Origin of the sequence: Rhizobium grahamii (assembly GCF_009498215.1) — a bacterium.
GTDB classification, from domain to species: Bacteria; Pseudomonadota; Alphaproteobacteria; order Rhizobiales; family Rhizobiaceae; genus Rhizobium; species Rhizobium grahamii_A.
This window is the reverse complement of the sequence record NZ_CP043498.1, coordinates 1,727,983-1,753,973: the sequence shown is the minus strand read 5'-3', so window position 1 is coordinate 1,753,973 and position 25,991 is coordinate 1,727,983. Positions and strand designations below refer to the sequence as shown.

Genomic DNA, 25,991 nt, shown 5'->3' with positions numbered 1-25,991 from the left:
CCCTCACGAGCGCACGGCGCTCTAGCGCTTCCATTTCCAATCTCGAACTTCCGGCATGTCCTCACCGTATTCGCGGACATAGGCGTGATGCTCGACGAGCTTCGCCCTCAGCTTGTCGAGCGCTGCGGCCGCCTTGTCCTTGAGGCCCGGGATACGTTCGATCGCCTCGATCGCCAGATGGAAGCGATCGAGTTCGTTCAGCACCGTCATGTCGAAGGGCGTCGTGGTCGTTCCTTCCTCGATATAGCCGCGAACATGGATATTGCGGTGGTTCGTTCGCCGGTAGGTCAGACGGTGTATGAGGTATGGATAGCCGTGGAAGGCGAAGATGACCGGTCGGTCGACGGTGAAAAGCCGATCGAACTCCTCATCGGTAAAGCCGTGCGGATGCTGCTCTTTCGATTGCAGCGTCATCAGGTCGACGACGTTGACCACGCGAATCCGCAGGTCCGGGACGAGCTCGCGCAACAGATCGACCGCAGCCATGGTTTCCAGCGTCGGCACATCGCCGGCGCAGGCCATGACGACGTCAGGCGAAAGGACGTTGTCGTCGTTTCCTGCCCACTCCCAGGCACCGGCACCGGCCTCGCAGTGGCGGATCGCCTCATCCATCGACAGCCACAGCGGCTCCGGCTGCTTGCCGGCGACGATGACATTGACGCGATCGTAGGTCCGCAGGCAGTGGTCGCCGACCCAGAGAAGCGTGTTGGCATCCGGCGGGAAATAGACGCGGACGATATCGGCCTTCTTGTTGACGACGTGGTCGACGAAGCCCGGATCCTGATGGCTGAAGCCGTTGTGGTCCTGCCGCCAGACGTGCGAGGTCAGAAGATAGTTGAGCGACGATATCGGTTTGCGCCATTCAAGGTCGCGGGTCACCTTCAGCCATTTGGCATGCTGGTTAAACATCGAATCGACGATGTGGATGAAGGCCTCGTAGCAGGAGAAGAAGCCGTGGCGCCCGGTCAGCAGGTAGCCCTCCAGCCAGCCTTGGCAGAGATGTTCGCTCAGAACCTCCATCACCCTGCCATCGCTTCCGAGACCGACGTCGTAGGGCTTGATCTCCTCCATCCAGACGCGGTCGGTGACCTCGAAGACGGCGCCGAGCCTGTTCGATGCGGTCTCGTCCGGGCCGAATATGCGGAAGTTCGCCGTCGCGTCGTTCAGCTTCAGCGTGTCGCGCAGATAGTTGCCGAGCACGGCGGTTGCCTGGACCTCGGGCTCGCCGCGTGAGATCATTTTCACCTCGTAGTCTCGAATGCTTGGAACGACGAGTTCCTTGCGGAGCAGCCCGCCATTGGCGTGAGGGCTGGCGCTCATCCGCTTGTTGCCGGTGGCGGTAAGCGCCCGCAGTTCCGGTTGCAGACGACCGGATGCGTCGAAGAGCTCGTCCGGCCGGTAGCTGCGCATCCAGTCCTCCAGTATCCGCCGGTGGCCGTCGTCGCCGCGGCAGTTAGAGACCGGAACCTGATGGGATCGCCAGAAACCCTCGACCTTCAGACCGTCGACCTCTTTCGGGCCGGTCCAGCCCTTTGGGCTCCTCATGACGATCATCGGCCAGCGCGGCATTCCGCTTTGGCCCTTGCCGGAGCGGGCCTCCTGCTGGATCGTCCGGATGCGGTCGAAGACCGTGTCGAATGTCGTCGCCATCGTGCGATGCATCTCGGTCGGGTCGCTTCCTTCGACGAAATACGGCTCATAGCCATAACCTAGGAAGAGGTGGCGAAGATCCTCGTCGCTGTCACGGCCAAGCACAGTCGGGTTGGCGATCTTATAGCCGTTGAGGTGCAGGATCGGCAGCACCGCGCCGTCGCGGGCCGGATTCAGGAACTTGTTCGACTGCCAGCTGGCAGCCAGCGGCCCCGTTTCGGCTTCGCCATCGCCAACGACGCAGGCGACGATCAGATCGGGATTGTCGAAGGCCGCGCCATAGGCGTGAACGAGCGCGTAGCCAAGCTCGCCGCCTTCATGGATCGATCCGGGTGTTTCCGGCGCGACGTGGCTTGGAATACCGCCCGGAAAGGAGAACTGGCGGAACAGCTTGCGCATCCCGTCAATATCCTCGGAGATATCGGGATAGACCTCGCTGTATGTGCCTTCCAGATAGGTATTGGCAACGATGCCGGGACCGCCATGACCCGGACCGCAGACATAGATGATATCGAGCGCGCGGGCGCGGATGATGCGGTTCAGATGCGCATAGATGAAGTTCAGGCCGGGTGTCGTTCCCCAATGGCCAAGCAGCCGCGGCTTGATGTGCTGAGGTTGGAGCGGCTCGCGGAGCAGGGGATTGTCCAGCAGATAGATCTGGCCGACGGAGAGGTAGTTCGCAGCCCGCCAATAGCGATCGAGCAGGGCAAGTTCGGCGTTGTCGATCTTCGAGTCTGTTGATGAAAGCGGATCGTGTTCCAAGGTAATTCTCCTTGTCTCGCAATAAACAATCTCGGTGGAAGCTCGGGTGGCTCTTCGATCCTCGGCCGCAGGTTGATCGGAGCGGAATATGGTGCGGCCCCGTGTTAGTCCTCGCGGTGTTGCGGCTGCTCCCTTGGGTTCCTCGTTGTGCCAGCGTCGGCAGGTTGGCGGCATCGCCAATCGCTGTCAAATTGTTCCGTGTCGCAATTTCGCGCATGACGCGTTTTTTGCAGCCTGTCGGACGCGGTTTGAGCGTTTTTGTCTTTCCTGCCTGCGATTATCGCTCTATCTACGGCTGGTCGGCTCGGAGGCAATCTCCCGCTTCGCCGGCTTCGAATTTCTTGCATTCCTCGTTGGCAGTTTCATGACCGCGGTTGAGACGATCGATAAGACAGACGATGCGCAGGCAGCGCGTCGGGCGAAGATAGTGGCGCTCGTCGTCGCCGTTTCCTTCTTCATGCAGATCCTGGACGGAACGATCGTCACGACATCGCTGCCACAGATGGCCGCGAGTTTTGGCGTGCAGCCGGTATCGATGAGCATCGGCATTACCGTGTACATGCTGACCATGGCGGCGTTCATCCCGTTGTCCGGATGGCTTGGCGACCGTTACGGCGCGCGTCGCGTCTTCATGGCGTCGATCGCCGTATTCACGCTGGCGTCGCTGTTTTGCGGCCTTTCACACGGCCTGACCGAGTTCGTCGTTGCGCGCGCCGTCCAGGGTGCCGGGAGCGCCTTGATGACGCCGATTGGGCGCATCATCGTTCTCAAGAACGCACGCAAATCCGAGTTGGTGCAGGCGATCGCACTCATCACCTGGCCGGCACTCACTGCTCCGGTCGTCGGCCCGCTGCTTGGAAGCTTCATCACGACCTATGCCAGCTGGCATTGGAATTTCCTGATCAACCTGCCGATCGGCATTCTGGGCATGGCGCTGGTGTGGCGTTTCGTTCCCGAGCAAAGGGAAGAGAATGCCGGCAGGCTCGATGTCCGCGGGTTCGTCCTGAGTGCCGCAGGATTGACGTTGCTTCTCGCCGCGCTGGAGCTTTCAGTGAAATGGGATGGTGGCCTCGCGCCCATTGCCCTGATGCTGGTCGCGGGCATCATTCTCTCCGTGATGGCGACCCGACATTTCCTGAGGGTGGCCAATCCGTTGCTCGATCTCTCGGCTTTCAAGGTCCACACCTATGCAGTCTCAACCTTGTCGGCCGGTACCGCGAGCCGTGTCGCGATCAATGCGACGCCGTTTCTCCTGCCGCTGCTCTTCCAGCTTGGCTTCGGCCTGAGCTCGATCGAAGCGGGCGCCTATCTGCTCGTCTATTTCCTCGGCAATCTCGGCATGAAGGCGGTCACGACGCCTCTACTGGCCAAGCTCGGTTTTCGCACGGTGCTGTTTTTCAACGGCATGATTGCGGCGCTGTCGATCATGGGCTGCGGTTTCCTGACGCCCGAGACACCGCGTGTCGTGACCTACGCCTTGCTTCTTGTCGCCGGCCTGTCGCGCTCCATGGAGTTCACGGCGCTGAACACGCTCGCTTTCGCTGATATCAACCCGGCGCAGCGCAGCTCGGCCTCGACGCTGTCGAGCATGCTTCAGCAGGTATCGATGCTGCTGGGTGTTGCAATCGCTGCCGCCGTACTTAATGTTTCGGTTTCGCTGCGTGGTCTGGAAGGTCCTGGCCTCATCGATTTCCGGCTGGCTTTCGTCGTGATTGGGGCGATCGGGATCCTTTCTTCTTTCCGATTCTTGCAATTGGCGCGCGATGCAGGGGCGGAGGTTTCAGGCCATAAGCGCGGTTAAGGCCCGGTTCGCCTTTCTGTCGCCTTTCTCCTATGAAAAGCAGGCGCTCACTCTGAAAAACAGACCCAGGCGGGGACATTTTGCGGCTGACAAACATTCTCGTTCGGAGCTTTTTCTTTCTCGCGGTGGCTGCGGCCGGCGCGGGCCTTATCCACGCGCAGACGCTACAGCCGCAACCTGCGCCGTCTCAGACCCAGCAACAGCAGCCGGTTGAGGCGGGCAAGCTTGCTAGCACAGCGGTCGAGCAGGCGGCGAAGGATCTGGAAAAGGCCAAGGCTGATCTCGCTTCGCTGCAGAGCGCCGTCAAGCAAGCATCCGACGATGATGACGCGCTCGTTGCGAGCGCCGGCAAGGCGGATCAGCTGAACCGTTCCCTCGTCGCGATCTCCGGCGGTTTCGGTCCGAGGCTGGATCAAATCAAGGCACGTCTCGCCGAACTCGGCGAACCTCCCAAGGAAGGTCAGCCACCCGAGGCTGAGATCGTCACGACCGAGCGCAATGCCCTGACGGCGGAGCGGGCGCAGATCAATGCGATCACCGGCGATACCGATAATCTGACGGCAGCAATCGGCAAGCTCGTGAATGAGGTCGCGCAGCTTCGCAGGACGCTTTTTGCCGACACGCTGCTGCGCCGCACGGATATTTCCGTATCGGTCCTCGAAGATGCCGCAAGCGCGTTCACGCAGGAGTGGACGGCGTTTTCGCAGGCTCTGGCGAGCTGGCTCGGCTTTGTTCTGAAATTCAAGAGCATGGCCTTTCTCGCCGCGATCTTCATGTCGCTGGCGACGGCCCTCATCCTTCTGTCTGGTGGCTATCGGTTCTTCGGCCGATATCTCCAGCGCAAGGAAACCAACGAGCAGCCGTCCTATATAAGCCGTCTGTCCATCGCCTTCTGGTCGACACTGATCAGAAGCTTCTCGCTCGCGGCGCTGCTGGTATCGTCCTACTTCTTCCTCAGCAGTTTCAACGTCCTGCGGCCTGATATCGCGCCCGTCATCGCTTCGCTCTTTGCCTCGATCGGCCTCGTCTATTTCGTTCGCCGCTTCACGAATGCAGTGTTCGCGCCGGCCGAGCCGCACTGGCGCCTGGTCAAGCTCTCCAACCGCGGGGCAAGCTCGCTCGGTGCGTGCCTGCTCGCCATGGCCGTCGTTCATGCTCTCGATTACTTCCTCGGCAGCATCAGCGAGGCGATGGGCTCTCCGCTGGTACTGACGGTCGTGCGAAGCCTCGTGGCTGCGCTGATCATAGGATTGATCCTCATCGCGGCGTCGTTCGGCCGACCGATGCTGGCGCGAGACGGCGACCCCGATGCGCCAGGACGCCATTGGCCGCGCGGGATGGCGATCATTCTGCGTGTGCTCGGAGCCGGGCTGATCATCGCGGCGGTGACCGGCTATGTGGGCCTGGCGCGCTTCGTGGCGTCGCAGTTGATTGTCACCGGAGCGGTCGGGGTCACGACCTATATCGGGCTGTTGTCCGGCAAGGCGATCTCGCGGACGGAGACATTCGGCGACACGATGCCCGGGCGATTCCTGGCGCGGCGCTTCAAGCTCGGGCCTGTGGCCGTCGATCAGGTCGGGCTGCTCGTCGGCTTCCTGATCTATGGCGTAGCGCTTGCAACCGGAATTCCGCTGATCCTGCTGCTCTGGGGCTTCCACGTTCAGGATCTCGTGCTGATTACCTACCGGCTGTTCACCGAAGTGCGGCTTGGCGGGATCACGATTTCCCTGCTTGGTATCGTGACCGGCATCGTGCTGTTCGCTTTCGGCTATCTGATGACGCGCTGGGTGCAGCGCTGGCTCGATGGCAACGTCATGGCGCGGAGCCATGTCGACCTCGGCGTGCGCAACTCGGTCAAGACGGGTATCGGCTATCTCGGTGTCGGCATTGCGGCCCTGATCGGCGTGTCGGCTGCCGGCATCGACCTTTCGAGCTTTGCGCTCTTCGCGTCGGCACTGTCGGTCGGTATCGGTTTCGGCCTGCAGAACATCGTCTCGAACTTTGTTTCCGGTCTCATTCTTCTGGTCGAGCGGCCGTTCAAGGTTGGCGACCATGTCGTATCAGGTACCGCGGAAGGTATCGTGAAGCGCATCTCCGTGCGCGCGACCGAGATCGAGACGTTCCGCAAGCAGTCGATCATCGTTCCGAATTCGGAGCTCATCAACGCGCAGGTCGGCAACTGGACGCACCGCAACAGGATGGGGCGCTCGGAGATTCCGGTCTCAGTGAGTTACCATTCCGACCCGCAAGCGGTGATGGATATCCTGCTGGAACTCGTCAATGCGGTGCCGCTGGTCCTGCGCAATCCCGAGCCGCATGTCGAATTCCTGCGCTTCGGGCCGTATTCGCTCGATTTCGAACTGCGCTTCATGCTGGCCGACATGGGCGATGGCATGAAGGTTCGCAACGACCTGCGCATTGCGATCCTGAAGCGCTTCCGCGCCGAGGGCATTGAAATCCCGTTGCCGCAGAGCGACGTCGTATTCCACCGTCAGCCCGATGTGATCGGCGCGGAGCCGGCGGTTGCCGATATCGAGAAGCCGGAACCGGAAGCGGAAATCGACGAGGACGATGGTCGCGTTCGCCGGCTGCGGAGCAAGACGGCCGATGGAAACGCCAAGAGCTGATGGCTGCCGGGCTTTTCGACTAGCATAGTATTTTAAGCATGTTTCGAAGAAACCGGCGGCGGCCCTTGTCGGCGCGGGTTTGGCGCGCGTTCCGCGAGCATCAATTAATACTTATTCAAGCCGCCTGCTTTACCGATTTGGGACGGGACAGGAGCTTTATCAAAAGGTTTGGAAATGTCGTTTCTGGGAATTTCGGGCATGCAGTACTCCGCCAGCATGTTTGCCGATGCACGCATTGTTCTTGCTGAAGATTCGAACGTTTTCACGTCGATGGTCAGCAAGCGATTGAAGGAACTCTTCAATATCGACGTGGAGATCTGCAGGAATTTCGAGGAGTTGCAGCTCTGCTACGACAAGTCTTCCCATCCGATTACACTTGCGGTTTCGAACATCAACTTGCCGGGCGCCGAGAATGGCGAGGCGCTTGAATATCTCGTGGACCTGAGCATCCCGACCATCGTCTTTACCGGTACCTTCCAGGAAGGCATGCGCGACAAGCTGATGGCGAAGGACATTGTCGACTATATCCTCAAGGACAACGTCTTTGCTGTCGATATGCTCGCTGAAGCAATCTGCCGCTTCCTCACCAACCACCGCCATCACGTATTGATCGTCGACGACAGCCCGACGGCGCGTGCGCTGTTGTCCAGCCGCCTCAAGCGCTACAATTTCCGGGTCAGCACGGCTGAGAACGGCGCCAAGGCGCTTGAGACGCTGAAGGCCAATCGCGACATCGGCCTGATGGTCACCGATTACAACATGCCCGACATCGACGGCTTCGAACTGACGCGACGCATTCGCGCCAGCATCGGCTCGCATGAGTTGCGGATCATCGGCGTCTCGTCGTCATCCAACCGGCTGTTGTCGGCGCGATTCCTCAAGGCTGGCGGCAACGACTTCATGTTGCGTCCGTTTATCGACGAAGAATTCTACTGCCGCGTCAATCAAAACCTGGATACTCTTCTGCAGATTCAGCAGATGCACAAGCAGCGTGCGGTCGCCTAATCCGCCGATTTCTTCCGAAAATCTTCAAACTAGCCGCGTGTCCGCAAGGACAGGCGGCTTTTTCATTGCGATGCGCAGTTACGACTGTGCAATGGCGAACCGGCGCCTCGATATTTCTACAATTGTAGGTAATGCGCCGGTCCGGCCGCTTCACCTAAGGGCACCTGTAAGTTATCGTCTATGAAAGCTGGTCGTTTTTCCCGATTCGGGGGCGAACCAAGCGCGGGGCGGGATTGGATGACGTTTCAATCGGAGAGCGATCGGGGAGGCGCGGGGCCACGTTTCGGTGCGCCGACGATACTCTTGGTTGAGGATTCTCGCATGTTTGCGACAGTTCTCGCTCATCGCTTCCACGCAGAGTTGGGTCTCAACGTCAAAGTCTGTTCGACCTTGAAGAGCATGAGCGATGTTATCGCCCATGACCATCACGGTTTCATCATGGCCGTGCTTGATCTGAACCTGCCTGACTCGCCCTACGGCGAGGCACTGGACTGCGCGATCGCGCATGGCATCCCGACAATCGTCTTCACGGGCACCTTCGATCTCAAGACCCGCAGCAAGATCATGGAGCGCAGGGTCGTCGACTATGTGGTCAAGGACGGCGAGTTTGCGCTCGACAATATCGTCGCGGCCGTGCGCCGCGCCCTGGCGAACCGGAAGACACGTGTTCTCGTCGTCGACGATGTCAGGTCTGCCCGCGAAACGCTGACGAGCCTGCTGCAGTCGCAGCAGTATATGGTGGTTGAGACGAGCAGCGGCGAAGAAGCCATGGCGGCGCTGCAGACTTACGGCGATATCGAGCTTGTCATAACCGATCACCACATGCCCGACATGACCGGCTACGAGCTCACGCGCAAGATCAGGCGCCGCTTTGGTTCCGACCGGCTGCGGATCATCGGAGTATCGTCCTCCGACGACCGTATGCTCTCGGCGTCTTTCCTGAAGGCAGGCGCATCAGATTTCATCTACCGGCCGTTCGTGGCCGAGGAGCTCCAGTGCCGGGTTGCCAACAACGTCGAAACGCTGACACAGCTCAAGCAGCTGCGGGCGGCAGCGGCCTGCGACTACCTCACGGGTCTCTATAACAGGCGATATTTCTACGAGCTCGGGCCGAAGATCGTCACCGATTGTCTGCGGCAGAAGGCCGTGAGTTCGGTCGCGATCATGGATATCGATCATTTCAAGCGGCTGAACGACACCTATGGCCACGAGATCGGCGACAAGGTTCTGACGGCGGTGGCGCGGCGTCTCGCCACGATATTCGAGGGAAGCGACAATCTGCTGTCGCGTCTCGGTGGCGAGGAATTCGCCATTCTCTTTCCGATGCTGGATTCCAGCGCGGCAACCAAACTCTGCGACGAGATACGGTCCGATATTTCGCGCCTGAAGGTGACGGCGGATGACGAAGATCTGTCAGTGACGGTATCGATCGGCGTGGCCGAGATTTCGGACTACGAGACGTTCGACAACTATCTGAATGCGGCCGATCAGTTTCTCTACATGGCGAAGCACAAGGGTCGGAATCTGGTCTTCTCGGATGTGAAGCTGACAGGCGAAGCGGCGCAGTAGCCGCTCCGCCTTTTGTAAATCAGGCCGCGATCGCCTGGCGAGCCGTCGCCATCGTCATCTTGCGCTCGGCGCGCTCCTGCTGCGGCGAGCGCTGGTAGAGTTCGCGATAACACTTCGAGAAGTGCGAGGCCGAGACGAAGCCACAGGCCACGGCTACTTCCACCACCGGCATCGACGACTGCACCAGCAGATGGCGCGCGCGGTCAAGGCGGATCTCGAGGTAGTAGCGGGCAGGGGAACGACCCATTTCCTGGCGGAAGAGGCGCTCGATCTGGCGGCGCGACAGGCCGGCACCATCGGCGATTTCAAGCAATGACAGCGGCTCGGCGAGATTGCCTTCCATCAGTTCGATGATGGAGAGCACCTTGCCGTTCTGGACACCTAGGCGAGCGCGCAGCGGCAGGCGCTGGCGATCGTGCGGGCTGCGGACGCGGTCGGTCAGATGCTGCTCGCAGACGCGATTGACTAGCGTCTCGCCGAAATCCTGGCCGATCAGGTTCAGCATCATGTCGAGCGAGGCCGTGCCACCGGCACAGGTGTAGAGGTTGCTGTCGACCTCGTAGAGATCGGCGTAGACTTCGGCCTGCGGGAAAGCCTCGGAAAAGCCCGGCAGGTTTTCCCAGTGGATCGCACAGCGCTTGCCGTTCAGGAGACCAGCCTGGGCAAGCACATGTGCGCCCGTACAGAGACTGCCGACGGCGACGCCGCGGTTGTAGGACTCGCGTAGCCACGCATTGACGGATTTGTTGTTGAATTCTTCGACATCGATGCCGGAACAGACGAGCACCATGCTCGGCCGGTTCTCGCCGCCCAGATTGCGACGTTCGTCTGCAAGCGAGGTGTTAGCTTCCACGCCGATGCCGCAGGAGGAATAGACCTTCTCGCCATCGACGGAGGTCAGACGCCATGTGTAGGCCTGGTAACCCAGCATGCGATTTGCAATCCGCAGCGTATCGATCGCCGCGGAGAAGGGCAGCATGGTAAACTGGGGAACCATGAAGAAGACGAGAGAGCGTTTTTTATGCAGCATCTTGTTCATGAGGCAAATCCGTAAACGAGGGCGAATGCTCTATTCGTTGCTTGGAATGCGTCCCTTCGATATTCTAAAAGCGACATTGGCATAGATATCTGCGGCCGCAAAGAGTAAATTTGCGACATTGCCAGGCTTGATGTTTGTCAATTGATGATCGGAGCGGACATTTGTCGCGCCGATACTGCTGGCGCTAATAGATGTCTATGAAATTCAAGATTAAATTGAGGGTGGCTAAAATAGTGAAGGCGGCGCTGGCAAGAAGCCGGCAGCCGCCTTCATCCTGGGAGGTATGTCGCATCCATTACATCGCCTTGCGCTCGTCCGTTTCATCAGCGGACGGCCAACCGATGTCCTTGCGAACGTCGAACGGCATGGATTCGATTTCGCGGGCTGCCTGCCACTGGTGCCAAGCGCGAGCCAGCTTGCGGGCATAGCTTGATATCTGCGGATAGAGTTCCGAATGGGAGGCCTTGCTTTCCCTTAAGGTGATGGTGGTCATGTCGGCTTTCCTTTTCTCTTCGCACGACGGTTAAGAACCTGACCACTGATATGGGCTCTTCGTGTCCATCAATCAAACGAATAGGATTTATGGATATCATCAAAGATTTTGAATGGACCTGTCGCGGGTCGACAGGCCGATAGATCAACGTTGGTATAGGCTCAGTTCAAAATTATCTTTTCGTCGAAAAATCTCATACACCCTAGGGATTACCGCATTGTTCTCCCTGAAGTTTCTTCGAGTTGGAGCCAGATAAATTCGAGGCGATTTCGCAAAATGTCTCCATCTGTTTGGTTCCGAAACGTCGCTCTAAGGCTGCTTTTGACGATTTCACGTATCCCTGAATCGTTTTTTTCAGTGCCGCTAGGAGTCTCTTCATGTGTCCGGACCAACTAAATGCAATTCTGTCCGGAAATGCGGTGCCCTATGTCCAACCGACCAGTGGTTGCCAAGCTGATCGCGAAGCGTGGTAGGATGTGCCTTGGACCTGGCTTTGGCGCGGTCGTCCGACCGGAGCCTTTGTCCGCACCAATGAAATGGAATTCTGAATCGAAAAGATCGGAATTCTAGCCAGGCTAGTCGAAACCGGGCCAAGACGCGTGAGTGGTCACCTGAGGGCAACGGTGACCTGATGGTGATCAGGACCTGAGACCCCGTCGCTTACTGCCGAGGAGCCAGATGCTCGTCATCGTACTGGTGGGTAAGAAACTTCGTGTGAATTACCCAACCAGTCGACCCGGTGGGGGGTGTAAAGGTCACGCCTTTACTCGCGTAGTGCCGAACGAGCTTCTCAACGCTCGCAATTCCAGCCGTACCGTTTTCAGCCATGTAGATCGTTCTGGAGCTCACGCCGGAATCGTTGCTCACCTCGATCTGGGTTTGACCGACGATGAGGCGAGCGGCTGTGAGGAGGCGGGAAGGCGGTCTCATAGGGACTGAGTGTCACCAAATCCTTCGGCAATCAAACGATAGTTGACAATTGCTGATTCGACGCAAATAAATGCGATAAATAAGATTCGAATTACTGAAGATCAGATATTCGATTCTACCAGATCGAATCGTAGCCGACAGGGAAAGCGCGTGAACACCTTTCAATGGATAGATAGCCAAACGACCGAGCGCCTGCTCGAGGACATTCACCGGGCGAACGCAGGTGAATTCGAAATGATTGATATTGCCAATGCGCCGCTGCTTGACGGCTACAAAGCAGTTGTCGGACATGCATACGCGCTTTCGGGGATCGTTAGCGGCCATCCACGTCTACGGGAGGGCAAGGAGATCGTGACAAGCCAACTGTTCTTCCTGGACGCGGAACGTGGCATCGCGAGGACGATGAACCGTTGGTATCGCCTGGCCGGGCGCGCTCGGGGCAGGGGGAACTGAAATGCAGTTCGTCGACGCCAAGACCCGAAACCAAAAGCTTTCAAAGGATTCAGGCATGTTCCTAGCTGGCTGTGGTTTGGTTCGTGCTACGAAAGCGATCGGCCGATTACGGTATGGCGTCAGTGGCTTCCTCGTCTTCGTTGTTCCCCCAGGATATCGCACTGAGGAGTACGAGGCCGCCGCATTAGCAATTCTGGGCACCCTACGCGATCGATGGGCCGATGACTGGGTCGACAAGGATATCCGGGTGCGCCTGGCGAACCCGGTTCGGAAAAAGGGGGCTCCACACAGGCCAGCATCGATTTTCGATCTCAAGGGTCTCGATATTCTTATCGCAAGAGATATTGCCGAGGTTCCGAAAGACGTGCGCTTTGCGGCGATGGCTGTCTTGTTCGTCGAGCCGCCAACGGCGCAGCACATCAACGCTGCCCGGCGCATTTCGGGGAAGGCGCCGTTGTCAGACGTCGTCCTGTCAGGGGTAGTCAATCGTCCCCAAAATGTTGTCCTTGCGGCGGTTCTGAAACCGAGTTTCGACGAAGATGGGATTCAAGAAATTGACGATTTCGAGAGGTTGGGCTCGGTTGGTCCCAGTCTTTTCGAATTGCCTGGCTACGACGAGGTCAAGCCTTGGGCCAGGGACTTGGTCGAGAATGTATCGCGCTGGCGTCAACGGACATTGGAATGGAAGCTCGCCCGGGCCAGCGTTCTAGTTTCGGGACTGCCCGGGACAGGCAAGACTCTATTCGCTTCCGCACTTGCGACCGCCCTTGGGATGAGGCTGGTTTCCACAACGGTCGGCGCCTGGCAATCGACAGGCACGCTGGACGACATGTTGGCGGCCATGCGAAAGACTTTCGACGACGTGAATGATGGAAAGGGGGCCGTCCTTTTTATCGACGAAATTGACGCGATTGGCACCAGACTGTCGCGACCGTCAGGCCATCATGGCGATCAGTATTGGCAGGTCGTCGTGACAGATTTCCTGACCCTCCTGTCAGGCCTAGGGGAAGGCATCGTCGTGGTGGGTGCCACGAACTATCCTGATTGGATTGACCCGGCGATTTTGCGGGCCGGAAGGATCGACGATCACTTCGAGCTTTCGCTACCGGATAGGCTGACGAGGGCAAAGATCCTGAACCACCATGCTGGGGGCTCACTGCCGCTCGAATCCTTGATTGATATTGCAGAGGAACTCGACGGGAAGGCCGGTGCAGATCTTGAACGCTTGGTTGGGAAAGCACTAAACGCGGCAAGGAATGAAGGTCGAGACATTGAGCTAAGCGATCTGGAAGCTCAGCTTCCGGAAAAGCTGCTCTATACGTCCCAGCAGTTGCTCAGGCTAGCGGCCCACGAGGTCGGGCATGCGCTGGCTGCACTAGCGCTCGGACATGCGGCCAGTGCGACAATCGAGATCAAGGACAGTTTCGATCCTAGCTTGGACGGATTCCTTGGTGGGAAGACGACATTCGATCTGGTCCCGGATTATTTCCCAACCACTACGACTTTGCGCAACCGAATAGCGGTGAGTCTTTCCGGGATGGCTGCGGAGGTTGCGGTGTTTGGAGACCCGTCCATCGGCTCTGGCGGCACGATTGGCAGCGACATCGAACGAGCAACCGCTGTCGCTCGGCGGATGATCGGATCTTACGGTTTGGGCAAGACGCCTGTCTTCATGGGCACCGTCAAGGAACTCGCCAGCAAGCCGTTGCCCGAACGACTGGAAGTCGAGGTCTCGCAAATTCTCGACGAGGAGTACGAGCGCGTACTTTCAATGATGATGGACGGACGCGATCGAATCCTTGCGCTGGCAGCCGATGTGGTGACCCATCGCATCATGAAGATTGAGCGCAGTGGAGTGGCGGAGGCGGCATAAGCTGAACCGCCAGAGAGGCTGTTTCACCTTGACCGCTGGGGGACCTGGCTCTCCCCTTGGTGAGTTTGCACGCAAGCCTGTGTGAGGGCCATATGTCACGCGATGAAAAGAACAATGAGGGCAAACCTGGCAACGTCGGCCCGATCAAGAAATCGGAGAAGGGCATAGAAACGATTGGAGAGGCACCGTCGAAAGCAGGATTCGGGTCCACCATGGTCGGGCGCAAAGTCGTCGGCCAAGGCAAGCGCAGAGAAACCCTTAAGAGGTGGCGTAAAGAGCAGGATTAGCCAATTTCCTTTGGCCTGGGTCGATCGATCCGGCCCTTGCGCGCCGGATCGATCCGGGCGTTCATAGCGGTACTTGCTATAGGACTCAGTGCGGCAGCCTCCGTCGGTAGCCTTACCGATACAAGTAGTATCGATGATTGTGAAAACCATATCATGAACACCAACAACCTAAGTTTTCATGTCGAGCCAGTTCTCTTTGATTGAATCCATCTGTCCATGCTCTTCGTTGCTTCTGTCGCTCCGAGCTGTGCTCTACGAAATATGCTGCTCCCAGAAATCGAGGTCGTCGGGCTCCATCGAGATGCCTTGTGCCTCCTTGCTCTTCACGAATTCTTGGGCTTCCGGACTCTCTAGGAATTCCTCCAGCTCCTTCATGGCACTCGCTACTCGCTTCAGCTTGGTGCCTTTCCAGAGGAAATCATGTGGCACATCGGGATCGGCCAAGTTGTATTGGATGGCGGCTTCCATGTCTGCCTTTTGCTGCTGGTCTCGGGGGTCGATTGTAGCTGCCTTACCATAGCGATCCATCAGCACGTTGCTCCTATAGAACCAGATCGAAATCTTGGGCCGCGCTCTTGAAACGTTTTCGATGAGCTCATCGAAGCGCGCCTCGGCGTCGAAGCCGGACTTCTTCTGCATGATTGCCTTTACTGCAGCCGGATCCTTCGCCGCCTTGAGTTCTTCGATAGTTTCGTTGGCCGCCTGGTACTCTTCTTCGAGATTGGAATACTGCTGCCGAAGTTCCTCCAACTCCTGCTTGACGGACTCGTGGTCTGCGGCGGTGACACTCGTCGGCTTGGCGATGCTCTTGAGGAGTCTGCCGAGGTCAGCTTTCCAAGCAGTGCGCTTCCTCTCCCAATCGTGTTCGGAACGGGGCTCCAGGACGATGCCCGTCTCCTTTATTTTCGCCCGTAGATCAATGAGCTTTGCGTGGTCGTCGATCTTCCAGCCCTGCTTCAACCCGAGCGTGCTGGCGATCACGTTGAACTGCACCGGAGGGACCACGATCGGAAGTGGGTTAAGCGAAATCGCCCATGCTGCTCCCACCTCCATCAGGCAGAACCAGCTCTCCATGTAACGGGGCGTCATGAGAAGAATGACTAACTTGGGCTTCTGAATCTGATCCTTCATGTATTTGTTGAAGTCGTCACCAAGAGGGATTCCATGCCCATCCACGCTCGAGCAGAAAATGGCATTAGAGGGCACACCAATTGCCTCCTTCAGGAAGGTGACGAGCTTCTCGGCGAGAGCCTTGTCCGCAACGGCGTGGCTGATGAAGATGTCTGCCATTTTCCTACTCCGTAAGTGGAATCCATCTATCCGCCACCTCCGCGATTCGACAAGCGATAGTCTGATGGGAGACCTTGGACTTCCCTGGCGAGGTGAGCCACGCTTCCTACAAGGGGCTGTGCAAAATCGAGGATAGCGCCGCTGTCTACGAACTCGAGTGGTAACCGCCTAGAGCCGCCGTTTCAGAAGGGTGCGTCTTCATCATCTCCATGGTAATATTCTTCATGGGGAACAGAGTGGAATGTCGCGCTCTGCACCTTGTGATCCCCAACGCTTCCGTCCTTGAACCGCATGCGCGGCGCAATGCTCGGGGAACGGAAGCGGGGCAGAGACGAGAGAAGACCGTCGAAGGGCTCCCCGTAGGATGTCGTTTTCGCTTTGGCTTGAACTGGCATGGCTTCGATGGCGCAGGCCTCTCCGAGAATTACAATGTTCTTGCCTTCCGGGCGTTGTGCTGACCGATAGATGATCGCTTCGATACGGTGTTTGGAGCCGTTAACGTGAAAGTCGTGGTGGTTGAGCAGATACTCGGCGACTGCTTGAGTGGGAATGTAGTCCAGGTGCTCATCGTTCCGGGAGATCGGGCGGGCAATCTCGACCATGAAGCGCTGCATGAAACGCCACTGCGCTGTGCGCCTGATATGATCCTTGGAGAAGAGGTTTGGCTCCTTGAAGCCTCCCGAAAAGCGCGTCGTGTCGAGAACCCACAACGGTTCGATGATGTCGAACTGCGCCGATACGATCACGTCCCCTACAGTCGGACGCATCTCCGCGATGCAGGTTTCGAGGTCAAAGCCGGCGTAGAGCGCTCCAATGCCAGAAGGGTTCATTCGACCCGGACGACGAAGCCGAGAGGGCGGTGGCCCCATGTTTGCGGGGATGTCTTCCCTGATTTGCTTGCGAGCCTCGGGGTCGCCGACATTTCTCACGCGGTATACAGTTGCCTGTTCCGATCCGGGCTGGATGGCGTACACCGGGTTGGCTCGCTGGAGGTCCCGCTGCAGGTGTACACGGTCGAAAATCTTGAAGAGCAGTTCCTTGGCTTTCGAATTGAAGAAGCGCTGCCCGTGCACGATGCTTTGGCAGAACTCGTCCCATAGATAGCTGTGCCCGTTGAATGCGTCGTAGGTGCGTTGGTACGCGACCTCACTGGAATAGAATGGATCCTCTCCGTCGGGTGCCCAGTAAGGATCGTCTTCGATCAACTGGTCTGCAATTGCAGAGACGACGCCGTCGAGATCAGCGCCCGTCAACCCGTACAGCACGCCCTGCAGGTCTTCGCCGTCTTGCTCGTCGTAGAACGAGTTGTAGCGGCCGAGGCTGTAGTTGTTGCGGAAGACCTCGTCTATGATCTCGGCGACTGCCTTGACAGGAATTCCCTTCAGGTTGGGATGGAACGTGCAGCGATCATCCGGAAAGTTGGGTCGGATCTCAACGAGGCGCTGCTGGAGCCCCTTATTGGAGAAGCAGCGCGGACACAAAAGGGTCAAGGATGGACCTCATTCAGGATTGAAGAAACGGATGACAAGCGTTCGGTCGTGACCATGAGCCAGCGGATGACCACAGGTCGGATCGTCAAGTTTAGCTTCCTCGCGCCATTCGGCCGGGGCGTGGCACGACCACGGCCGCGGCGATGCCCCTGATTTTCTCGAGGCCGGACTGAAGTTCGTGATGCTGTTCGGTATGCGCGGAATCGTCCCAGACGAATGCCACTATACGGTCGAATCCTGTTGCGGCGCTCAGGTAGAGAGAGGCGTCGGCCGCGACTTCGTCGATGACCTTGGCGAAGTCAGACTGCGAACCGCCGCGCATGAATTTCACCTCGATGATGGTGCGAAGCGATGGCACGGCGAGATCGACCCTCGGGCGCTTGTGCCCCACCGACGGGAGATTTTCTTCGTCTTCGAGATCCGGGAAAATTGGCGCGAGTATTGTCCACAGCAAAGCCTGGACATGGTACTCGTTTTCGATATGCCACACGGCCACCTGAGATCGTGCCGTTCGCGGCTTTGCTTCGAAAGGCCAATGCTTCATCGCCCGGGGAACACCGCGCAATGCGAGCAGCAGATCCCCGAAGTCGGGCGAGGCGATCCTGACATGGGTGCTTCTTGCCACCACTCCGTCGAAAGCGGCGATACGCACTGCCAGATGATCGAGTCCCAGTCCGGGGGCGGGGACACGGGAGGCGATTTCCCAAGCGTCCGCCGCCATGGCGTCCGTGGGGACTCCAATGCCGCGCAGCGAAAGCGCGAAGGCCAGATCCTGAGGGTAGAGGCCCGGAAGCGGGACGTCGAGTAGGTGTCGTGCTGCGGAAACGAATCCCAGGTTCCAGAAATCGTCTTCCACCTCCACCGCCGACCTCGCGAGAAGTTCGGCCAGCCATTTTCGGTCAGTCATGTCTCTGGCGGCGAATGAGATGCCGAGGAGGGCGACGCCGTCTACCTCGACCCGGAGTGGGCGGCCCGGACTGAAAAATCGCCTGCCCGAAAACTGGACCAACTCGGATTTCAGTCGGCTCTCCTGGTTATCGGTCAGCCAGCCGCCAGCCTTCCCATAACCCAGCGCTGCAATCTGCTCCGGCAGCGTGTTCTGGGCGAGACCTTCGGCAGCGGCTGCGATTTCTGTGGCCAGACGCGCAGCGTCGCCAAGTATCCATCCGGAAAAAGCGCGCAAATGGACGGCGCCGGCGCTGCTTTCTAACTCTCGCTCGAGTTCATGGCGTATGATACCGAGATCGATCATCGTCAGAGAAACCAAGGCTTGTGACCGATTGCTCCGAACGTCACCGCATCCGGATCCCAGTCCTTCACGGAAGCCAAACCTGCCAGTCGTTGAGCAATGAGATCTGAGTATCGGATCGTTATCGGGAATGGCTCGGGAGAAAGCATGCGCCATGAATGGGCGGAGAAGGCGAACGCCTGTCGGGACAGGTACATCATGTCCTTGAAGGTCGACTTCGGATGGAGCTTGATCAACGCGGGCCGGGGCATCCCATCGGTTGCCTGCTTCAGTTCCGAAGCTCCTGCGAACACGACGAGGGACTCATACTCGCTGAGGCGGAGGTGAAGCTGGCGGGCGGGGCCGAGAACACCCTTCCAGCCGCCGCGCGCGGGCAATCCCTTCTGGCTATGGTCGAAGACAACAAAGGGATGATCCGGCGCGATGTGAAGATATGCGGCCGTGACGTTCCCGAGCCCGAGATCACCCGTGAGGGCGTCTATCGCCTCTATCTCAGAATCCTTGAAGGGCTTGAACGAGTGGAAGACTAGGCGGACCTTGTCCGTGCTTCGCCAATTGTCGTCGGCTCGGACGGTCTCGATGGTGCGCTTGAGGGTTTTTCGAAGCTCGCCGGGATACTCCCCGTATGCAACGGCCGCGGTTCGGTCGCTGAGCAGGTAGCTGCCGTCGCTGGAGAACACCGTCGTGATGCCTACGTGGCGTGTTTGCGGGCCGAGACGGCTCTCGGAGCTGGCACTCGAGCCCAGTCCTATGACCAGCTCGTGCGCGACCGTCTGGCTTGCCGCGAGGAGCCACGGTGTTCCACCCAGCTTCGCATAGGTCGCCAGACTGAGGTGGTTCATCGAGAAAACGAGCTCGCTGTCGGGAAACGACATCGTTTCCAGCCTGACGCTTTGGACAGGCACATTTCGTCTCAGAAAGATGGACTTGGTCGTGTAGTAGGGGTTTGAGCCGTCCGCGAGAGACTTGAACTCCTCCTCGATCTGCACGATCGCTAGGTCCCACTCGAATCCTCCGTCGCGGGCGCGGTCGAGTGCCTCGCGGCTTGCCTTCGCGTAGGCCTCGTCGGAAGTTCCATCTGCGAGGAAGTAATGGACCGTCGGCTTGTTGAGGCGAAACCGCTTGATGAAGCCGTCGCCGTACCGCGCGAAATTTTTTCCTTCCTGCATGACCTTCGGCATGCCGTCCAAAAACTTGGCAATGAATTCGTCCACGCGGCCTTCGAGCTGAGATTGGCAGACGATCGCGATCTTCAAGCTCTTCGGAGCGAAGACCTTCTCGTCGTACGGGCCATGGGTCTTGAGTCCGCGCTCCGCCCAGTCGTCCTTCCGGCTGCCGCTCGGATCGAACAGCAGTGATGGCTTCTCGATCAGTTCCCGGGCAGGGAAAAGTCTTGCGCTGGAACCGAGGAGCGGATGCACCACGAAATGCGATCCCGGAGCTGCTGCCGGCCTCTTGTCCCGGATGTACTGAACGATCTCCGTGATGTGCCGCAGCTTGCCCGGACCGGATACGAGGTCCTGCGACGCCTGACGTGATTTTTCCAGCACGGGCTCCCCTTCGCGTCCAAGCGCCTTCCGGACGCAGGACTCGAATGTCTCTGTGCGCGGCTCCAGGAAGGCCAGTTTTGTCGCCACTCGATCGAACCCAGCTTCATGGTCATCGAGGACAAGCTCGTCGCCCTCGATGTCGCGGACACGACCGACCAGCTTCCTCTTCGGCATAATGCGCGGATCGATGGCGGGGAGTTCGACCGAGACGTATCTGCCGACGATCGGCATCCCGGCGTCGATCAGAATGTCGCACGTTGCGGTGATAAACGATTTTGCGCGGACATCGCAGGCGAGTCCGTAGATCCTTCTGCCGTCGACGGATATGTGCCGGGTGTGGATTTCCGTTACGGACACACGTTGCAGCCAGTCGGGAAGATTCGCATGCTCGATTAGCGGAACCCTGGCGCCGAGGAGCTTCAAGGGGTTCTGCGAAAGCATCGGACGCCTCCCCAGGAGCTGGATCAGCGACTCCTGCAGAAGCATGGGCCAGTATTGCTGGTTGCGCTTCAGATCGATCGTTTCCTGCACGTTTCCGAGCGGCGAGCCTTCGGGGGTTATCGGGATGTCGACCATGCTGTCGGCGCCGTCGCGCCGAAACAGATGAGTGTCCCGAAAGTCGGCGCGGAGCTCTGCAAGCCGATCCTTGTCGTATTTCTGTCGGCCAGCCAGTATCTCGCAGTCGCCTTCAACGGATACCGGAGCAAAATTTATCGAAAGAGCCATTTATTCTGCCGATGATACAGATTCGCTGGAACCGATTGTATCGACGCAACGTATGCTCGCAATCGAAAGCGCCGGGTAATCCCCTAAGTTCGTCGGAGCGCGCCCCAGCGGGACCGGCATCAAGGTTCACTTGCCGAGCAGTCAGCCCAGAAACCCCTTGCGTGCTGGCGCTTTATGGCCCGGCGCGGCGGCGACAGGCCGCTCCGGTTGAACCGACCCAACTGGAGCAGGTGCCGCGAGACGATCGACGTCCGGCGGGAGTCGAGGGCTTCTGCCATCTCTTTCACCAGCGTGCCCGCAAGGAGTCGGGCGGGATGCGAGAGAACGACTCGTAGCACTCCTTCGCAAGGCCCGGATCTCGTTGGTGCGTTCATGGGCGACAACGACGAGGCGCCTCGCGGCAGGTGGCGCTCACAGGTTTTCCCTCGCGCTGCTCCGATTTTCATTGCGGCTCGCGACAATCCAAATAACATCATCTATGATGCAAAAGTAATCATTGCGGAAGGCCAAAATGACGAAGCGTGTGACTGTAAAGGACGTTGCGAAGCAGGCCGGACTGAGCGCAACCACTGTTGACCGGGCGCTGAACGGTCGATTTAAGGTGAGGCCGGAGACCCTGCGCCGGATCGCCGAAGCAGCGCAGGCTGTTGGCTTTCACGGACAACGTCTTGTCGAGGAGCGGCTGCGCGAAGACTTGCCCGTCTGCAAGTTAGGGTTTCTGCTCCTTGATGGCGCACATTTTTCGTTCAATCGTGGGCTGGGTGCAAGGATCGAGCATGAAGTGCGCAGCCTAACTGATGCGCGAGGGCAGGCCGTTGTACGTTATGTCCCCTGGGCCGATGCCGGTGCAATCGCAAAGCGCCTGCTGGAGCTTGGAGAAAGCGTACAGGCTATCGCTGCCATCTGCATTGATCACCCGCTCGTCACCTCCGCAGTAGCAACTTTGAAAACCCAGGGGGTCCCCGTCTTTTCGCTGCTGTCCGATTTCGCCGCAGGCGTGCGAGAAGGGTATGTAGGCCTCAACAATCGTAAGGCCGGGCGCGCCGGCGGTTGGTTCGTGGCGCGCATGGCGACGCGACCAGGCAAGGTTTCGGTGATGGTGGGCAGCAACCGTTTCCACGGGCATGAGATGCGCGAGATCGGCTTCAGGTCTTTGTTGCGCGAGCGTGCACCACATCTGGAGGTCATTGACACAGTGGTGAATCCCGGTTCCGAGGCAGCCGCCTACGATGCGACGAAGGCGCTTCTTGCTCGCTATCCAGATCTGGTCGCCATCAACGTCGCGGGCTTCGGTCCGGAAGGCGTCATCGAGGCAGTTCGCGAGAGCAGCAAGGCCCGCGAGATCATCCTCATTTGCAACGAGGCCACTGCGGAATCCACCGAGGCCCTCGCCGAAGAGGTGGTGACGCTGGTGATCGATACGCCGCTTGATCCGATGTGCCGCGACGTAGTGACGCTGATGCGGGAGTCGCTGCAGTCGAGTGGCGGACAGGGCCAGCACTTCATTCAGTTTAACCTACTGACGCCGGAAAGCCTCTAACGGAAATTCGTCACAAATGACGCAATCGGCATCATTAAATTAGATATGGTTTGACAAAAAACCACTATACTTGCCTATATTCTCTTCACGAGGAGCCGGTGCGTCCGGAATCGTGGAGGATCTGATCATGATGGCAAGCGTTGCCGGCGAGAGGCCGGTTCGCGAACTCATGCCCATCGGCGACCGAACACAGCCGTTTCTGCGTATCGACGGGGTGCGAAAGTCGTTTGGACCAGTGCGGGTCTTGCGTGACATTTCCTTTTCGCTGCAGTCCGGCGAAGTTCTCGCACTGCTCGGTGAAAATGGCGCCGGAAAGTCGACGCTTAAGAACATTCTTTCCGGCCTGGTGACCCCGGATGAGGGAACCATCACCATTGCTGGAAGGGAATTTTCGACGCTGACGCCCGCTGATATCGATAATCTTGGCTTCGGCACGATCCATCAGGAACTAAGTCTCTTCGACAATCTGAGCGTGGCAGAAAACATCCACATGCCGCATCTCCGGGAAAAAGGCGGCCTCGTGGATTGGAAGGGCCTCGAGGACGGTGCGCGTCGTCTCCTGCATGAGCAGCTTGGAACGACGATCGATCTGGCAAGCCCTGCCGGAGAACTCACCCTTGGTGAGCGCCAAATGGTGGAGATCGCCAAGGCGATGAGGCGGGCGACCAAGCTGCTGATCCTCGACGAGCCGACGACCTGCCTCAGCCTGCCTGAGCGCGAAAAGCTTTTCACTGTGACGCGCCGATTGCGCGAGCGGGGCTTCGCGATCATCTACATCACGCACTTCCTTGAGGAGGTCTATGCCCTCGCCGACAGCGTGGTGATACTGCGGGACGGCGTCGTTGCCGATGCAGGAAAGCCTGGCGACTTTTCACGCGACCGTATCGCGCAGGCCATGGTGGGCCGAAAGGTGGCGGCGATGGAGATCGCCGTGCCGTCCGTGCCTAAGGATGCGCCCATTGCGCTACGCCTCGAAGAGGTTGGCGACGGTGGGCTAGTGAAGGATATTTCGCTGGAACTACGCGAGGGCGAGATACTAGGTATCGCGGGCTTAATGGGCTCAGGCCGGACGGAACTGGCCGAAACCATATGCGGCTTCCGCAAGGGTGTCGGCCGCGTAACGCTCGGCGGCGTCGATTTCTCTGAGCGCTCCCCGCGCGCTGCGATCGACCGTGGTTTGGTGCTCGTGTCTGAAGACAGGCGCCGGGACCAAGCCTTTCTCAACCATTCGGTCCTCGCCAATGTCAGCGCCGCCAATCTGCGGGCGCTGGCTGGTCGGTTAATCGGCTGGTTGGACTTTCGGCGCGAGAAACAAGACGTGGAGCGCATTGCCGAGGAGTTCGTCGTTCAGCCGCGGCGGCTCGAAACAGCGATGGTCAACTTGTCCGGCGGAAACCAGCAGAAGGCCATTCTCGGACGCTGGCTGTCGCGCCAGCCGAAGGTCGCGGTTCTCGACGAGCCGACGAAGGGTGTGGATATCGGAGCGCGCGCGGCGGTTCACCAGATCGTCGTCGACAGGGCGGTTGATCGCATGGCATTCATTCTAATTTCGTCCGACATCCCCGAGCTTCTGGCAATATCTCACCGCATCGCGATCCTTCACAAAGGGCGGCTTGCCGGCATTCTGCCGCGCGAGGCATTCGATGCAGGTCGCATCCTCGGCATTGCTTCCACGGGAGTCGTAGGATGAGACGGCGCAACCTTCAAAAGATGCAGATCCTCGTTCTCGGGGCGGTGCTTGTGGCGATCTCGATGCTTTTCGCCCAGCGCTCGGCAGGCTTCGCCGACTGGGGCAATGTGCGCAATATCCTGCTTGATGCTTCCCCGACCATGATCTGCGCCGTCGCGATGACCTTCATCGTCATCACGCGTGGCATCGATCTATCGATTGGCTCCGTCAGCAACATGGCGCTAGCTGCGGCGGTAGTTGCAACCGGGACCGCCGCCGGGTTGTCAGCCGCCGTCGCCTATCCAGTAGCGCTCGCGGTCGGCGCGTTTGCTGGGTTTGTCAATGGCGCAATCGTCGTGTGGGTCCGAATCAATCCGCTGATCGCCACGCTCGGCACCCTGACGCTTTTCCGGGGCATCGGCCTACACCTGACGGGGGCGACGCTACATCCCATCGAGGGGCCGCTGACGTTGCTCGGCAGGACGCAGGTCTTCGGGATCGGCCTGCCTATCTGGCTGGCGGTGGTGGCAGTCCTCTGCGGGGCGGTGGTCCTCGGCCAGACGGTCGCCGGCCGCCACCTGCTGGCGCTAGGGGATTCTCCCCGTTCGGCGCGCGAAACGGGCATTGCCGGAAACCGACTGCTTCTCGCGATCTACACGATCGCTGGTTTAACCGGGGCGGTCGCGGGCCTCATCGTCGTCGGTCGAGTCGGCGTGCTCACCTCGGAACTCGGCTTCGGCTTCGAATTCACGGTCATCACGGCCGTCGTTCTCGGTGGGACCAGCCTTTTCGGCGGGCGCGGCACCATTCTTGGCTCGGCGCTCGGAGCGATCCTGCTCACGACGATCCAGAACGGGCTCAATCTCATGGGGTCCGATCCTTACTACTACGACGTGGTGCGGGGGGCCGTGCTCATGGCGGCCGTCTCCACCGATACGATTATGACGCGCTTCGCTCAACGAGCCTGACCGTCACAGCTCGTCATTTGCAACGCCGCAGGCTGTTCGCGGCACCAAGGGAGAGAGAAATGAAACGTATTGCACTATCGTTCGCCGCTCTGCTGGCTGCGAGCACCATCGCCATCCCTTCGAGCGCCGCTGACCTGACCATCGGTCTCTCGTTCGATAAAGTCGAACCTTTCCGCGAGGTGCAGATCGGCGCTTTGAAAGCTGCGGCCGAGAAGATGGGCGCGGCTGTAAAGGTCGCCAATGCCGACAAAGACGCCCAGCGTCAGGCCTCCCAGGTCGACACGTTCATTTCTGATGGGGTAGGCGCGATCATCGCGATCCCGTGGGACATCGAGGCGGCGGTCACGCTGGCGCAGGTTGCTCAGACCTCCAGCATTCCATTTATCACCATGGACCAGGCCCCTGCAGATCTTTCGGCCGTCACCTATCATGTCGGCGGCGACCCTTGCGCTGACGGTCGCACGGCGGGTGAGTTCTTCGTCAAGGCTGCGGGCGGCAAGCCCTTCAAGCTCGTCGAAATACAGGGTGGTCTCGCCAACGACAACGGCATCCGCCGCTCGTCATGCCTCAACGAGGCGCTGAAGGCTGCGCCGAACATCACTGTCGTCGCGCAGGTGCCGACCGATTGGAGCACGGAAAAGGCGATGATCGGCGTGCAGAACGCCCTTCAAGAACATCCCGACCTCAATGGCGTGTACCAGCCATGGAACGACGGTCTACAGGGCGTCTTCTCGGCATTGGAGGCCAAGGGGCGGCTCAAGAAAGTAGGCGATCCGCAGCATGTCGTCGTGGTCTCGATCGACGGACTTCCCTCCGGTTGCCGTGCAGTCCGGGACGGCTTCCTCGACCTCGATATCGCAACACCTATCGCCGAAATGGCGGATCGGGCGGTCAGTGCGGCGCTAAAGGCCGTGAAGGGCGAGGGGGTCGAGCCGAAGTCCGAGTTTCTGCCCGGCATCGCCTATGGGCCGTCGGACGTGGAAGCGAAGGCTGCCGGTCTCTCCGGTTGCAAGGGATAAA

Annotated in this window: 18 protein-coding genes; 11 read left to right on the top strand and 7 right to left on the bottom strand. The window is 59.2% G+C overall.

All coding sequences use genetic code 11. From position 1 onward, the window contains the following. Window positions 1-21: 21 nt before the first annotated feature. Window positions 22-2,412 (bottom strand): phosphoketolase family protein, encoded by a 2,391-nt coding sequence (locus FZ934_RS08615; protein WP_153270738.1) that lies wholly within the window; start codon window positions 2,410-2,412, stop codon window positions 22-24. A gap of 364 nt (window positions 2,413-2,776) precedes the next feature. Here FZ934_RS08615 and FZ934_RS08610 point away from each other — a divergent pair, with 364 nt between their 5' ends. From FZ934_RS08610 to FZ934_RS08595, 4 genes are all read left to right on the top strand, one after another. Further along, window positions 2,777-4,213: an MFS transporter gene (locus tag FZ934_RS08610; RefSeq protein WP_153270737.1), complete on the top strand. Its 1,437-nt coding sequence runs from the start codon at window positions 2,777-2,779 to the stop codon at window positions 4,211-4,213. Between the two features lie 80 nt (window positions 4,214-4,293). Continuing rightward, a complete protein-coding gene (locus tag FZ934_RS08605) occupies window positions 4,294-6,840 on the top strand; it encodes a mechanosensitive ion channel family protein (RefSeq protein ID WP_153270736.1) in 2,547 nt (848 codons plus the stop codon). 174 nt (window positions 6,841-7,014) lie between these two features. After that, window positions 7,015-7,845: a response regulator gene (locus tag FZ934_RS08600; RefSeq protein ID WP_153270735.1), complete on the top strand. Its 831-nt coding sequence runs from the start codon at window positions 7,015-7,017 to the stop codon at window positions 7,843-7,845. Between the two features lie 237 nt (window positions 7,846-8,082). After that, window positions 8,083-9,414, top strand: a complete 1,332-nt coding sequence (locus tag FZ934_RS08595; RefSeq protein WP_153270734.1) for a GGDEF domain-containing response regulator — start codon at window positions 8,083-8,085, stop codon at window positions 9,412-9,414. Between the two features lie 19 nt (window positions 9,415-9,433). Here the strand turns inward: FZ934_RS08595 and FZ934_RS08590 are convergent, their stop codons facing one another. Continuing rightward, window positions 9,434-10,453 carry a GlxA family transcriptional regulator gene (locus tag FZ934_RS08590; protein WP_153270733.1) on the bottom strand — a complete coding sequence of 340 codons (1,020 nt, stop codon included), beginning with the start codon at window positions 10,451-10,453 and terminating at the stop codon, window positions 9,434-9,436. A 295-nt stretch (window positions 10,454-10,748) separates the two neighbouring features. Then, a complete protein-coding gene (locus tag FZ934_RS08585; RefSeq protein WP_153270732.1) occupies window positions 10,749-10,946 on the bottom strand; it encodes a hypothetical protein in 198 nt (65 codons plus the stop codon). A 1,080-nt stretch (window positions 10,947-12,026) separates the two neighbouring features. Here FZ934_RS08585 and FZ934_RS08580 point away from each other — a divergent pair. The 3 genes from FZ934_RS08580 to FZ934_RS08570 all read left to right on the top strand — a co-directional run bounded on the left by FZ934_RS08580 (window position 12,027) and on the right by FZ934_RS08570 (window position 14,489). Continuing rightward, entirely contained in the window at window positions 12,027-12,329 is a 303-nt protein-coding gene (locus tag FZ934_RS08580) for a DUF6634 family protein (RefSeq protein ID WP_153270731.1), read from the top strand. Window position 12,330: 1 nt separating this feature from the next. Continuing rightward, complete coding sequence (locus tag FZ934_RS08575; RefSeq protein ID WP_153270730.1) at window positions 12,331-14,202, top strand: AAA family ATPase; 1,872 nt, start codon at window positions 12,331-12,333, stop codon at window positions 14,200-14,202. 92 nt (window positions 14,203-14,294) lie between these two features. Beyond that, the gene (locus FZ934_RS08570; protein ID WP_153270729.1) at window positions 14,295-14,489 is read left to right on the top strand and encodes a hypothetical protein; all 195 of its coding nucleotides are present in this window, start codon (window positions 14,295-14,297) and stop codon (window positions 14,487-14,489) included. A gap of 252 nt (window positions 14,490-14,741) precedes the next feature. Here the strand turns inward: FZ934_RS08570 and FZ934_RS08565 are convergent, their stop codons facing one another. The 4 genes from FZ934_RS08565 to FZ934_RS08550 form a co-directional block, all read right to left on the bottom strand. Next, on the bottom strand, window positions 14,742-15,779 hold the full coding sequence (locus FZ934_RS08565) for a TIR domain-containing protein (protein WP_153270728.1): 1,038 nt from the start codon (window positions 15,777-15,779) through the stop codon (window positions 14,742-14,744). Window positions 15,780-15,961: 182 nt separating this feature from the next. Further along, the gene (locus FZ934_RS08560; RefSeq protein ID WP_153270727.1) at window positions 15,962-17,269 is read right to left on the bottom strand and encodes an RES family NAD+ phosphorylase; all 1,308 of its coding nucleotides are present in this window, start codon (window positions 17,267-17,269) and stop codon (window positions 15,962-15,964) included. A gap of 91 nt (window positions 17,270-17,360) precedes the next feature. After that, complete coding sequence (locus tag FZ934_RS08555; RefSeq protein WP_153270726.1) at window positions 17,361-18,521, bottom strand: hypothetical protein; 1,161 nt, start codon at window positions 18,519-18,521, stop codon at window positions 17,361-17,363. Between the two features lie 2 nt (window positions 18,522-18,523). Continuing rightward, window positions 18,524-20,794, bottom strand: a complete 2,271-nt coding sequence (locus FZ934_RS08550) for an argonaute/piwi family protein (RefSeq protein WP_153270725.1) — start codon at window positions 20,792-20,794, stop codon at window positions 18,524-18,526. Window positions 20,795-21,290: 496 nt separating this feature from the next. Between FZ934_RS08550 and FZ934_RS08545 the strand changes: the two genes are divergently transcribed. The 4 genes from FZ934_RS08545 (at window position 21,291) to FZ934_RS08530 (ending at window position 25,990) form a co-directional block, all read left to right on the top strand. Beyond that, window positions 21,291-22,334: a LacI family DNA-binding transcriptional regulator gene (locus FZ934_RS08545; RefSeq protein WP_281409931.1), complete on the top strand. Its 1,044-nt coding sequence runs from the start codon at window positions 21,291-21,293 to the stop codon at window positions 22,332-22,334. 127 nt (window positions 22,335-22,461) lie between these two features. Then, window positions 22,462-24,024: a sugar ABC transporter ATP-binding protein gene (locus FZ934_RS08540; protein ID WP_153270723.1), complete on the top strand. Its 1,563-nt coding sequence runs from the start codon at window positions 22,462-22,464 to the stop codon at window positions 24,022-24,024. After that, window positions 24,021-24,971 (top strand): ABC transporter permease, encoded by a 951-nt coding sequence (locus FZ934_RS08535; RefSeq protein ID WP_153270722.1) that lies wholly within the window; start codon window positions 24,021-24,023, stop codon window positions 24,969-24,971. The genes FZ934_RS08540 and FZ934_RS08535 overlap by 4 nt, the downstream gene beginning before the upstream one ends. A gap of 59 nt (window positions 24,972-25,030) precedes the next feature. After that, the gene (locus FZ934_RS08530) at window positions 25,031-25,990 is read left to right on the top strand and encodes a sugar ABC transporter substrate-binding protein (RefSeq protein ID WP_153270721.1); all 960 of its coding nucleotides are present in this window, start codon (window positions 25,031-25,033) and stop codon (window positions 25,988-25,990) included. Window position 25,991: the final 1 nt, after the last annotated feature.